Source organism: Citrobacter sp. 50677481 (assembly GCF_001463265.1).
In the GTDB taxonomy this organism is placed as follows: domain Bacteria; phylum Pseudomonadota; class Gammaproteobacteria; order Enterobacterales; family Enterobacteriaceae; genus Citrobacter_A; species Citrobacter_A sedlakii.
This window is the reverse complement of the sequence record NZ_LNHZ01000001.1, coordinates 408,268-420,312: the sequence shown is the minus strand read 5'-3', so window position 1 is coordinate 420,312 and position 12,045 is coordinate 408,268. Positions and strand designations below refer to the sequence as shown.

13 protein-coding genes are annotated in these 12,045 nt (G+C 53.4%); 9 read left to right on the top strand and 4 right to left on the bottom strand.

Annotated elements, in window-relative coordinates:
* Window positions 1-28 precede the first annotated feature (28 nt).
* A complete protein-coding gene (gene iprA, locus APU02_RS02155; RefSeq protein ID WP_060569088.1) occupies window positions 29-655 on the top strand; it encodes a hydrogen peroxide resistance inhibitor IprA in 627 nt (208 codons plus the stop codon).
* On the opposite strand, the gene ampH is transcribed toward iprA, so the two are convergent.
* Window positions 656-1,813: a D-alanyl-D-alanine-carboxypeptidase/endopeptidase AmpH gene (ampH, locus tag APU02_RS02150; protein WP_042286067.1), complete on the bottom strand. Its 1,158-nt coding sequence runs from the start codon at window positions 1,811-1,813 to the stop codon at window positions 656-658.
* Between the two features lie 342 nt (window positions 1,814-2,155).
* Here ampH and sbmA point away from each other — a divergent pair, with 342 nt between their 5' ends.
* Window positions 2,156-3,376, top strand: coding sequence for a peptide antibiotic transporter SbmA (gene sbmA / locus APU02_RS02145; protein ID WP_060569087.1), 1,221 nt, complete (start codon window positions 2,156-2,158; stop codon window positions 3,374-3,376).
* A gap of 14 nt (window positions 3,377-3,390) precedes the next feature.
* Window positions 3,391-4,485, top strand: coding sequence for a DUF1615 domain-containing protein (locus tag APU02_RS02140; protein ID WP_060569086.1), 1,095 nt, complete (start codon window positions 3,391-3,393; stop codon window positions 4,483-4,485).
* Window positions 4,486-4,521: 36 nt separating this feature from the next.
* On the opposite strand, the gene APU02_RS02135 is transcribed toward APU02_RS02140, so the two are convergent.
* Window positions 4,522-4,830 (bottom strand): YaiY family protein, encoded by a 309-nt coding sequence (locus tag APU02_RS02135; protein ID WP_012904778.1) that lies wholly within the window; start codon window positions 4,828-4,830, stop codon window positions 4,522-4,524.
* A 258-nt stretch (window positions 4,831-5,088) separates the two neighbouring features.
* Here APU02_RS02135 and APU02_RS02130 point away from each other — a divergent pair, with 258 nt between their 5' ends.
* Entirely contained in the window at window positions 5,089-5,280 is a 192-nt protein-coding gene (locus tag APU02_RS02130; RefSeq protein WP_060569085.1) for a DUF2754 family protein, read from the top strand.
* Between the two features lie 82 nt (window positions 5,281-5,362).
* Here the strand turns inward: APU02_RS02130 and ddlA are convergent, their stop codons facing one another.
* Window positions 5,363-6,457 carry a D-alanine--D-alanine ligase gene (gene ddlA, locus APU02_RS02125; protein ID WP_060569084.1) on the bottom strand — a complete coding sequence of 365 codons (1,095 nt, stop codon included), beginning with the start codon at window positions 6,455-6,457 and terminating at the stop codon, window positions 5,363-5,365.
* A 105-nt stretch (window positions 6,458-6,562) separates the two neighbouring features.
* Between ddlA and APU02_RS02120 the strand changes: the two genes are divergently transcribed.
* The 5 genes from APU02_RS02120 (at window position 6,563) to adrA (ending at window position 11,216) form a co-directional block, all read left to right on the top strand.
* Complete coding sequence (locus APU02_RS02120) at window positions 6,563-7,246, top strand: extensin family protein (RefSeq protein ID WP_060569083.1); 684 nt, start codon at window positions 6,563-6,565, stop codon at window positions 7,244-7,246.
* 167 nt (window positions 7,247-7,413) lie between these two features.
* Window positions 7,414-8,619 carry a multidrug efflux MFS transporter gene (locus APU02_RS02115; RefSeq protein WP_060569082.1) on the top strand — a complete coding sequence of 402 codons (1,206 nt, stop codon included), beginning with the start codon at window positions 7,414-7,416 and terminating at the stop codon, window positions 8,617-8,619.
* Window positions 8,620-8,873: 254 nt separating this feature from the next.
* Window positions 8,874-9,134: an anti-adapter protein IraP gene (iraP, locus tag APU02_RS02110; protein WP_042286052.1), complete on the top strand. Its 261-nt coding sequence runs from the start codon at window positions 8,874-8,876 to the stop codon at window positions 9,132-9,134.
* 546 nt (window positions 9,135-9,680) lie between these two features.
* A complete protein-coding gene (gene psiF, locus APU02_RS02105; RefSeq protein ID WP_060569081.1) occupies window positions 9,681-10,001 on the top strand; it encodes a phosphate starvation-inducible protein PsiF in 321 nt (106 codons plus the stop codon).
* A 114-nt stretch (window positions 10,002-10,115) separates the two neighbouring features.
* The gene (gene adrA, locus APU02_RS02100) at window positions 10,116-11,216 is read left to right on the top strand and encodes a diguanylate cyclase AdrA (RefSeq protein WP_060569080.1); all 1,101 of its coding nucleotides are present in this window, start codon (window positions 10,116-10,118) and stop codon (window positions 11,214-11,216) included.
* Window positions 11,217-11,231: 15 nt separating this feature from the next.
* Here the strand turns inward: adrA and proC are convergent, their stop codons facing one another.
* Window positions 11,232-12,041: a pyrroline-5-carboxylate reductase gene (proC, locus tag APU02_RS02095; RefSeq protein ID WP_042286044.1), complete on the bottom strand. Its 810-nt coding sequence runs from the start codon at window positions 12,039-12,041 to the stop codon at window positions 11,232-11,234.
* Window positions 12,042-12,045: the final 4 nt, after the last annotated feature.

Genomic DNA, 12,045 nt, shown 5'->3' with positions numbered 1-12,045 from the left:
GACGGGCATTAATGCAAGGAACGCTAATATGTTGCCTGTCAGTAAACCATTAACCGAATTCGCTCGGCTCGACGCATGTTTATCAAAATATGGAACGCGTTTTGAGTTTTCCCGTAATGAGAAACAGACTCTTTATTCCAGTGATGTGAATCGTGATAACACCGTAGTTATCCTTGATGGCATCATTTCATTAAGACGGCAGGAACACATTTTGGTCGGCATAGGGCAGGCGCCTTTTATCATGGGCCTTGCTAACGGCGTGATGGAAAACAACGTGCCGTATGAGCTGATCTCTGATGGAACCTGTTCCGGTTATTTTCTGCCTTCATCGCAAACCGTGACTCTTATCGAAGAGTGCCAGCTGTGGCGTGATGCATTTTGCTGGCTGGCGTGGCTGAACCGCATTCTTGAACTGCGCGATCTGCAACTGATCGGCAATAACTCCTATGAACAAATTCGTTCGACCCTGTTTTCAATGAATGAATGGGAGGAAGGATTACGCGCACGGGTTGGCGTCATGAATTATATTCACCAGCGCACGCGTATATCCCGCTCGGTGGTAGCGGAAGTGTTGGCGGCATTACGTAAGGGCGGCTATATCGAAATGAATAAAGGCAAACTGGTGGGAATTAACCGTCTGCCTTCAGAATACTGATCAGGATGCCGGAACCACTAACGGTTTATTTTCGCTCAGTTCGACGACCAGATCGTTAATACCGTCACTCATATTTTTGAAACGCGTCAGCGGTGAGCGCGTCACGACCACAAACGCCCCGACGTTTTGCTGAGGAATCATCGCCATATAGGTAATGAATCCACCACCGCCGCCGGTTTTTTGAATAATGCCCGGACGGCCCTCTTTCGGCGCCATATATACCCAGCCTAAGCCAAGCGCATCTGCTTTACCCGGCACATCCATGCCCGTCACGCGGGTGAGTTGCGCACGCTGATAGATCAGCGTCTGCATCCTGTCGGCCTGACGACTGCGATGGTAAAAGTCAGAGGACAGATACTGCTGCATCCAGCGCATGATATCGCCCGGCGTTGAATAGACGCCGCCGCTGCCAATCGCTGCAAGGGTGTTATTGCACGGACTGGCGCCTTTTTCCGCCACCATCAGACGCTTGCACTGGTCGGGGGACGGCGTATAGGTCGTGTCTTTCATGCCCAAAGGCCGGGTGATCTTTTCTTCAAAGAGTTGGGTGTAAGGCTTACCGGCGGCGGTAGCCAACGCATCCGCCAGCAGGTCATACGCCAGGTTGGAATATGACGCCTGCGAACCCGGCGCGGCTTTTAGCGTGGCGTTAGAAAGATAGTGCCAGCGCTGCTCACGCGTCGGCCAGACAAAAACCGGACGTTTCGCCGCGCCGCCAGGCTGTTCGCGAGGCAGGGCGCTGGTATGCGTCGCCAGGTTCACCAGGGTGATCGGTTTGCCCTGATACGACGGAACATATGCGCCTGGAGGAGCGTATTTACTCAGCGGATCGTCCAGCCTGACTGTGCCCTGGTCGAGCAGCTTCACCAACATTTCACTGGTCATTAGCTTGGTTATCGAGGCAATACGGATAACCGAGTCCAGCTGTGGGCGCACGTTATTACCTGGGCGGGTTTCGCCGAAGCTGCGAAAGACCCGCTGGTTGCCGTCGATCACAACCAGCGCCATCCCCGTTGCGCCGCTGCCATAAAAAATATGATTGGCGTAACGTTCAACGATATCAGATGCGAAAACCGGTTCAGCGATAGGCTGCGCCGCCTGGACTGAGGTCAATGACGCCGCACACAGCGCGGCAGAAAAAAGCAGACTACGTTTCAACGGTGGTGTCCATGCAAGAATAAAAGGAAGAAGACAGTTCGTATTTATACTACGGCGCGTTCTTTTTCAAAGCGCTAATTAAAGCAAGGATAGTTATAAAAACGTAACGACGAGTAAATCCACGTTTTTTGCGGCGAAAGAAAGTTCGCTTTTGTGATCCTGAGCGTATAGTAGCCGTCGTTTTTGTGCGGGAGGCTGTAATCCGTCGAAACAATATTTCAGCAATGGCAGACGAACTAAGCGCCGCCGTTCTGGTCACAATGGCGGTTTCGCTGGTGTGACGTTTTTACTTTCTTCAGCACAGCCGTTGTCATAACGATAAGAAGTTAGCAGGAGAGCATTATGTTCAAGTCATTTTTCCCGAAGCCGGGACCCTTTTTTCTCTCGGCGTTTATTTGGGCAATCGCTGCCGTCATTTTCTGGCAGGCGGGTGGGGGAGACTGGGTTGCGCATTTCACCGGCGCAACGGACGACGTGCCCATTAGCGCCGCGCGTTTCTGGTCTTTGAACTACCTGATCTTTTATGCTTATTACGTGCTTTGCGTGGGGGTATTTGCCCTGTTCTGGTTTATCTACAGCCCGCACCGCTGGCAGTACTGGTCGATTCTCGGCACGTCGCTGATTGTCTTTGTGACCTGGTTTCTGGTTGAAGTTGGGGTGGCCGTCAATGCCTGGTATGCGCCCTTTTACGATCTGATTCAGAAAGCGCTTAGCGCTCCTCATACTGTCACAATGGCGCAATTCTACAATGAGTTAGGTATCTTTCTGGGGATTGCGCTGATTGCCGTGGTGATAAGCGTGTTGAACAATTTTTTCGTCAGCCACTATGTGTTCCGTTGGCGTACGGCGATGAATGAATACTACATGGCGCAGTGGCAGCATTTGCGTCATATCGAAGGTGCCGCCCAGCGTGTGCAGGAAGATACCATGCGTTTTGCCTCCACGCTGGAAAGCATGGGCGTGAGCTTTATTAAGGCGATTATGACCTTAATCGCTTTTCTGCCGGTGCTGATTGCGCTTTCTCCACACGTACCGGAACTGCCGATTGTCGGCCATGTGCCTTACGGTCTGGTGATTGCCGCGATTATCTGGTCGCTGATGGGCACCGGTTTGCTGGCGGTGGTTGGGATCAAGCTGCCGGGGCTGGAGTTCAAAAATCAGCGCGTCGAAGCGGCTTATCGTAAAGAGCTGGTGTATGGCGAAGACGACGCCAACCGCGCCACGCCGCCAACGGTTCGTGAATTGTTCAACGCGGTGCGCCAGAACTATTTCCGTCTCTATTTCCACTACATGTATTTTAATATCGCCCGCATTTTGTACCTGCAGGTGGATAACGTTTTCGGCTTGTTCCTGCTGTTTCCGTCGATCGTTGCCGGTACGATTACGCTCGGCCTGATGACGCAAATCACCAATGTGTTTAGCCAGGTACGTGGGGCTTTTCAGTATCTGATAAACTCATGGACCACGCTGGTGGAGCTGATGTCTATCTACAAACGTCTGCGCAGCTTTGAGCGCGAACTGAACGACAACGATATTCAGGCTGTCACCCACACTCTTGGTTAACATAAGGAAGCATTATGTCGGCGGCGTCTCGTTTTTCCCCTTTGTCATTACTGGCCGGGCTGGTCCTTGTTGGATGCACTACCCAGACGGCGCAGCCGCTAAAAAAAGGGGAGAAAGCCGTCGACGTCGCGAGCGTGGTGCGCCAGAAAATGCCAGCCAGCGTCAAAGACCGCGATAGCTGGGCCAAAGACCTGGCGAAAACCTTTGAGAGCCAGAAGATCGCCCCGACGGAGGAAAACGTCTGTTCGGTGCTGGCGGTCGCACAGCAGGAGTCTAACTATACAGCCGATCCCACCGTGCCGGGGCTGAGCAAAATCGCCTGGCAGGAGATTGACCGCCGCGCCGGGCGCATGCATATTCCGCTTTTTCTGGTGCATACCGCGCTTAAAATCAACTCCCCGAATGGCAAGAGCTACAGCGATCGCCTTGATACGGTAAAAACCGAAAAACAACTTAGCGCGATTTTTGATGATTTCATCAATATGGTGCCGATGGGGCAGACGCTGTTTGGCTCGCTGAATCCGGTTCATACGGGCGGTCCGATGCAGGTCAGCATCGCTTTCGCCGAGCAGCACGCCAACGGTTACCCGTGGACGATGGAGGGTACGGTGCGTCAGGAAGTCTTCACCCGTCGCGGCGGACTGTGGTTTGGGACCTACCATCTGCTCAATTATCCGGCGAACTACAGCGCGCCAATTTTTCGCTTTGCCGACTTTAATGCCGGATGGTATGCCAGCCGTAATGCCGCTTTCCAGAATGCCGTCAGCAAAGCCAGCGGTGTAAAACTGGCGCTGGACGGCGATTTGATCGCGTATGGCAGCAAGGCGGCGGGCAAAACCGAGCTGGCGGTGCGTAAGCTGGCGAACAAACTGGATCTCAGTGAAAGCGCTATCCGTCGACAGCTGGAAAAAGGCGACAGCCTGGCGTTCGAAGAGACGGATCTGTACAAAGGGGTCTACGCTCTCGCCGAGAAGAAAACGGGTAAAGCATTACCGCGAGAGATGCTGCCGGGTATTCAACTGGAAAGTCCCAAGATTACCCGTAATCTGACGACGGCGTGGTTCGCAAAACGGGTAGACGATCGACGGGCGAGATGTATGAAGCTGTAGCGGGTCGGGTGAGGGAATCCCACCCGACAGGAAAGATCAGTGATGGCGATGCCGCCAGTGCAGGAAGGCGGCAATCACGCCGAAAATCAGACTGCCGACCAGAAACGGCACCAGGCCAAATATTGTACCGACGCCCAGCCCGATTTCGACGCGCGGACGTCCCGTCTCCTGAACCTGCATCAGATGCTCATATACACCCGGCGCGTGAACCAACAGGTTCAGGATCTGCGCGCCAGCCCAGAAACAAAACAGCACAAACACCGCATACGCGATGTTGCCAGGGGTAGAGGAGGTTTCTCGATGTTTCCCATTAAACAGGGATTTTGAGAGAGTGAAATCAGCCATAAATGACCTCCGCGGGAATTTCTGCTTTCTGCCTGACATCTGCCAGGAACGTAGTGTGAGTCTGACAGGTCATCGCGTTTGTCAATATCAGAATGATGGTAAATTAAGCCTGGGATGAGTCCTGGAATGCAGATTTTTGCCGCTTGTCACAAATACATTACCTTAATTTAAATTTTGCAACATTTAAGAAATTCCGCATACGGCACAGACGGGTTTCCAGTACTATGCCACTATGCTTTTTTTCGTGCGGGAGACGCTATGAATTTGCCTGTAAAAATCCGCCGCGACTGGCATTACTATGCCTTCGCCATCGGGCTTATTTTTATTCTTAACGGTGTCGTCGGGTTGCTGGGATTTGAAGCTAAAGGCTGGCAAACCTATGCCGTGGGCGCAGTCACCTGGGTGATGAGCTTCTGGCTGGCGGGGCTGATCATTCGTCGCCGAGTGTGAAGATGACGACGCTGCGTCAGTCAAATAATGTGCATTTGAGCGCCCGGTAAGCCTGACGCTACCGGGCAATCAAAAGTGCAGATTACATGGTCGTTTTCAGGGCGTTATCCGCCGCGTGACGCTCCAGCGCCAGCTCGATTAACCGGGTGATCAGGTCGGTGTAGCCTAACCCACTGGCCTGCCACAGTTTCGGATACATACTGATATTGGTGAATCCCGGCAGGGTGTTGATCTCATTGATCACCACCTCGTTATCCGCCGTTAAAAAGACATCCACCCGCGCCATACCGGCGCAGCCCAGCGTCTGGTAAGCCTGGATCGCGATATCACGGATCTTGTCGTTAACCTCAGGCGCGATCGCCGCAGGCACCACAACCTTCGCGCCGTTGTCGTCAATGTATTTGGTGTCGTAGGCATAGAAATCGCTGTTCAGCACGATCTCGCCGCAGGTGCTCGCTTGCGGATGAGCGTTGCCGAGGACCGCGCATTCGATCTCGCGACCCCTGATCCCCTGTTCCACCACCACTTTGTGATCGAATCCGAACGCCAGTTCGATCGCCTGCGCATACTGCGCTTCACTGGTGACTTTACTGACGCCCACGGATGAGCCCTGGTTGGCAGGCTTCACGAAAAGCGGCAGACCAAGACGCGCTTCTACGTCGGCAAAGCTGATAGCGTGACGGTTGGCACGGGTGAGGGTGATAAAGGGCGCGATATTCAGCCCGGCATCACGCAACAGACGCTTGGTGACGTCTTTATCCATACATGCCGCGGAGCCCAGCACGTCGGAACCGACAAACGGCAAATTCGCCACCCGCAGCATGCCCTGCAATGAGCCGTCTTCGCCCAGCGTGCCGTGAACGATCGGAAAAATTACGTCAACTGTCGGCAACGGCTGCGCGGTTTGCGCGTCAATCAGCTGCTGCTCATGTTTACCCGGCACCTGCGCGAGGCTGGTAGTAGAAGGGCGCAGCGCAATGCGCGCCGGATTGTCGGCGTTGAGCAGGTAATTTTCGGCATCGCTGACGTGCCACTGCCCTTGTTTATCAATGCCTAAAAGCACAACGTCAAAGCGGGTCTTGTCGATGGCATCGACAATATTTTTTGCCGATTGCAATGACACTTCATGTTCCGCTGATTTCCCACCAAATACGATTCCTACCCGCAATTTTGCCATCTTAAAACCCATTCCATCGAACGCAAAGCGTATACATTACCACGACAAAACGAGGGATTCGCGGGCTTCTGCCATAATGTTAAGCAGAAACGCAAAGGAGGGGGCGTGAAAGGTAAAGACTGGCTGTTTATTATTCTCTTGGGCGTGGCGGGGGGCGTGGGGTACCGGTATCTGCCGTCATATTACAATCCCTTTACGCCGCTCGGGCTGACCGATCCGCCCAACTGGCTGACCAAATTCAAGCTTCAGCGGCTGACGAAAGATCAATGTCAGACTTTGCTGCAACAGGCGAACCAGCGAAAGCTGATCTCCTCGCAGCCGGTGGCCGACAGTACGGGCGACTGTCCGTTAACCGACGTGGTGCGCGTCAGGGATTTCGGCGCGGTTAAACTGAGCAGCAGCTTTCTCGCTTCCTGCCCGCTGGCGCTCAGCGCAGCGCTGTTTGTTGAACAGCAGGCGCGGCCGTTAACCGAGCAGTTTATGGCCAGCAGGCTGACGCGTATCGATCACCTGGGCAGCTTCGCCTGCCGCAATATCTACCACCGTCCCGACGCGCGCCGTAGCGAACACGCCAGCGCGCAGGCGCTGGATATCAGCGGCTTTCGCCTTGCTGACGGGCGAAACATAAGCGTGCTGCGCGGCTGGAAGCAGGATGAAAGCGCCCCCTGGCTGCGCGCGATGCTCAGTGCGAGCTGTCAGTACTTTGGTAACGGGTTGGGTCCGGAGTATAACGCCGCGCACGCTAACCATTTTCACCTCGGCATGCGCGGATACGGCCTTTGTCGTTAAGCATAACGCGCTGCATGTGGGGGTCATTTATGTGATTTGTTTCACAAATCTGATGAACGGGAAGATAAAATAGCAAACTCAGACCCATCGCATCTCTTGAACCATTCCGCGGCTGCATTATTGCTAAACTGTGCCGCGTTTTCAGTACGTTATCACAACGAGTATTTATGGAATCCTGGAAAGTTAACCTCATTTCCGTCTGGTTCGGCTGCTTTTTCACCGGTCTGGCAATCAGTCAAATCCTGCCGTTCTTGCCGTTGTATATTTCACAGTTAGGGGTTTCCTCCCACGAAGCGCTCTCGATGTGGTCTGGTCTGACTTTCAGTATCACCTTTCTTATCTCCGCCATTGTCTCGCCCCTGTGGGGCAGTCTCGCCGATCGCAAGGGCCGTAAGCTGATGCTGCTGCGCGCGTCCTTAGGCATGGCGATCGCGATTCTGCTACAGGCGTTTGCCACAAACGTCTGGCAGCTGTTTTTGCTGCGCGGCATTATGGGGCTCACTTCCGGCTATATTCCTAATGCGATGGCGCTGGTCGCGTCGCAGGTTCCGCGCGAACGAAGCGGATGGGCGCTCAGTACGCTGGCGACCGCGCAAATTAGCGGCGTGATTGGCGGCCCGCTGATGGGCGGCTTTATTGCCGACCATGTCGGGCTACGACCCGTCTTTCTTATTACCGCAATGCTGTTGATGGTGAGCTTTCTGGTGACCTTCTTTTTAATCAAAGAAGGCGTGCGTCCGACACTGAAAAAGAGTGAACGTCTGAGCGGCAGGGCGGTTTTTGCTTCGCTCCCGTACCCGGCGTTAGTTATTAGCCTGTTTTTCACCACGCTGGTCATTCAACTGTGCAATGGCTCCATTAGTCCGATTCTGGCGTTGTTTATTAAGTCGATGGCGCCGGACAGCAATAACATCGCTTTTCTGAGCGGATTAATTGCCTCGGTGCCGGGTATTTCCGCACTCATCTCTGCGCCGCGACTGGGAAAGCTGGGCGATCGGATCGGCACGGAGCGCATTTTAATGGCGACGCTTATCTGTGCGGTGGTGTTGTTTTTCGCTATGTCATGGGTCACTACGCCTTTTCAGCTTGGCGTACTGCGTTTTCTGCTCGGGTTTGCCGATGGCGCGATGCTGCCTGCGGTACAAACGCTGCTGGTGAAATATTCCAGTGAGCAAATTACTGGACGTATTTTTGGTTATAATCAGTCGTTTATGTATCTTGGCAACGTTGCGGGGCCGTTAATGGGCGCGACGGTCTCGGCAATGGCCGGTTTCCGCTGGGTATTTATTGCCACCGCGGTCATTGTGCTAATCAACATTGTTCAGTTATTGCTGACGTTACGCCAGCGGGAAAAAGGTCGTACAACGGGTTGAATTAATAAAAGAAAGTGACTTAAGTTAAATCCATGCATTTTTATCATAACTTTAGATTATGGCTGGAGGTGATTATTTATTTGCTTTCTTTAATTTCAGTCTTCCTCACTGCTGGCGAGAAACGTTTCGCTATCGTTAATTTGTGATTATTTACGCAAAGTCATTTCTTTCTTTTAAAAATACTACACTTCACCTCTAGGCAGCATGAGTTCACAATGATAACGTCAGGCTTCTTTAGTTAAGGGAATACAGTCATGAAAAATCTCATTGCTGAGTTGTTGCTTAAGCTTGCCCAGAAAGAAGAAGAATCGAAGGAACTGGTTGCTCAGGTAGAGGCGTTAGAGATTATCGTCACGGCGATGCTGCGTAATATGGCGAAAAAAGAGCAGGATATCCTGATTCAACAGGTGGAAGGGGCTCTTGACGGGGTAAAGCCGGATGCCAGCATTTCTGATGACGATAAAGAACTGCTGCGCCAGTATGTCCAAAAACTCCTGAAACACCCTCGTTACTAACGTTATTCTTCGTGACAGACGCGTTGGCGGAAATTGACCAGGGCGCTTTGGTCCTGTCCGGCAACGCGAATGTGTTTTGGCTATAAGCCAGAACACATTGTCATAAACCTGTCACGACATAACGTTATAGTCGCTTTGTTTTTATTATTTTACCCTGAAGACATCCGTTAAAAGTGTGTTGTAGCGTTGGCGCATATAACTCAATGCGTTTTCTACGCTCAGCGGGATTCATTCATTTGTCGCCTTCCTGCAAGGTCTGTTATTTAGGGTAAGTGAGTATTTTACATGGAGAATATAAAATGAAGCGAAGCGGTAAAACCCTTGCGTTGTTACCGCTGATGTTCATTCCAGCCGGACGCGTTGAAATTCCCGTCATGACACTATGGCGTAATGACGAAATAACTGCTGTCGGGTGGCTTTTTTGAGGTTAGCGACCAGACTTAATGACATCAGTACGAAATCAGGTTCGCGGATCGTCGCCATCCGGCATGGCAAGGCATTTCGCGAAACGCTCGACTGTGTCCTGGTTCAAAAAAGGATGGTGCTATGAAAATAACATTACTGGTAACGCTATTATTTGGTCTGGTCTTTTTAACGACAGTCGGTGCTGCCGAGAAAACACTCACCCCACAACAACAGCGTATGACCACCTGTAATCAGCAGGCGACAGCGCAGGCGCTAAAAGGGGATGCCCGCAAGACGTACATGAGTAATTGCCTTAAAAACAGTCAATCCGATCCTAATGAGAAAAGCCTGACGCCGCAGCAGCAGAAAATGCGTGAGTGCAATTCTCAGGCGACACAGCAGTCGCTGAAAGGTGACGATCGCAGTAAGTTTATGAGCGCCTGCCTGAAGAAAGCGGCCTAAGCGCGTAGTGCTAACGGGTGAGCCGAGGGCATCGCTCACCCGAAATCTCATACTTTCCCCGCCACGCTCGTCTCTATAATTTGGGAAATTATTTCTAAATGTTCCCAAAAAATAATGAATGACGATAATTTTTACAAAAATCACATCGCGCCGGATGAGGGTGGTTACATCTCTTTGCAGCACGATCTTCAGCGCTCCGGACTGCGATTCGCCCGGCGCGTCAGGCTGCCGCGCGCGGTGGCGCTGGGCGGAATGTTCTTCCCCCTTGCGGCAACCCTGGTCAGCCAGCCGGTAGCAGGGGGCTGGTGGTTAGCGCTGGTTGGCTGGGCGTTCGTCTGGCCGCATCTGGCCTGGCAGATTGCCAGCAGGGCAAGCGATCCGCTGCATCGCGAGTTCGGCAATTTCAAAATAGATGCGGTCTTCGCTGGCGTGTGGATTGGGCTGACTGGCGTTAACGCGCTGCCTTCCTGCGCGCTGTTGATGATGATGGGGATGAATCTGATGGGCGCGGGCGGTTCGCGGTTGTTTTTCGCCGGAACGGTGCTGATGACATTATCCACCTTGCTGACACTGCAACTGACCGGCGGCGTGGTGTCGTTTTCCAGCACGCCGCTTGAAGGGGGACTGACGCTGCCTATTATCATCCTCTATCCGCTTTTATTTGCCTGGGTAAGTTACCAGACCGCGACAACGCTGGCGGAGCATAAGCGACGACTAAAGATCATGAGCACCCATGACGGGATGACAGGGGTCTTTAACCGGCGCCACTGGGAGATGCTACTGCGCGCGGAGTTTGAACGCTGTCGCCGGCAGCATTGCGACTGCACGCTCCTGATCATTGATATCGACCATTTCAAGGGAATTAATGACACCTGGGGACACGACGTCGGCGATGAGGCCATTCAGGCGCTGACCCGACAGCTACGGATGACCCTGCGTAGCAGCGACCTGATAGGCCGCTTTGGCGGCGATGAGTTTGCGGTCATTATGCATGGGACGCCAGCCGGCAATGCCATTGCGGCGATGTCGCGGGTTCACGAAGGACTTCGCGCATTACGTCTGCCCTGCGCTCCGCAGGTGATGGTGCATATCAGCGTTGGCGTTGCTCCGTTGACACCGCAGTTTAGCCATTATCGCGAATGGCTGAAGTCCGCCGATCTGGCGCTCTATAAAGCAAAGCACGCCGGACGTAACCGCACCGAAGTGGCGGCGTAACGTCCGGTTGCCTGCTCAGGACTTGCTGAGCTTCTCTGATTTTTCCATACACTTCGCCATCGCTTCGATCACCGCAGCCCGGAACCCGCGCTCTTCGAGGACGCGTACCGCTTCGATGGTGGTACCGCCCGGCGAGCAGACCATATCTTTCAACGCCCCCGGATGCTCACCGGTTTCCAGTACCATCTTTGCGGAACCCATCACCGCCTGGGCGGCAAATTTATAGGCCTGGGCGCGCGGCATTCCACCCAGCACGGCGGCATCGGCCATCGCTTCGATAAACATAAAGACATAGGCAGGCGCGGAGCCGCTGACCCCGACAACCGGATGAATCATCGACTCAGCAATGACCTCCGCCTCGCCAAAGCAGCGGAAAATGTTCAATACGTCAGCAGTATCTTCAGGCGTCACCAGCGCATTTGGCGTAATGGAGGTCATCCCGGCATTGACCAGCGACGGCGTGTTTGGCATCGCACGAACAATTTTACGGTCATGTCCCAGCGCGCGAGCCAACTGGTCCAGCGTAACGCCCGCGGCAATCGACACCACCAGCGATTCTTTATTCAGGCTGGAGGTGATATCGCTCAGCACTTTGATCATGATGCCGGGCTTCACGGCGCCAAAAACAATATCAGCGATCTGCGCCACTTCCTGGGCGGATTGCGCAGCGTTAATGCCGTACTGGTCGCGCAGCGCGGCGACTTTTTCAGGGGAAGGCGTGTAAACCCAAATCTGGCCGGGGAGCACCTGACCGCTGGCAATCAGGCCGCCGAGGATCGCTTTACCCATATTACCGCAGCCGATAAAACCGATTTTCTTATCCATCTCG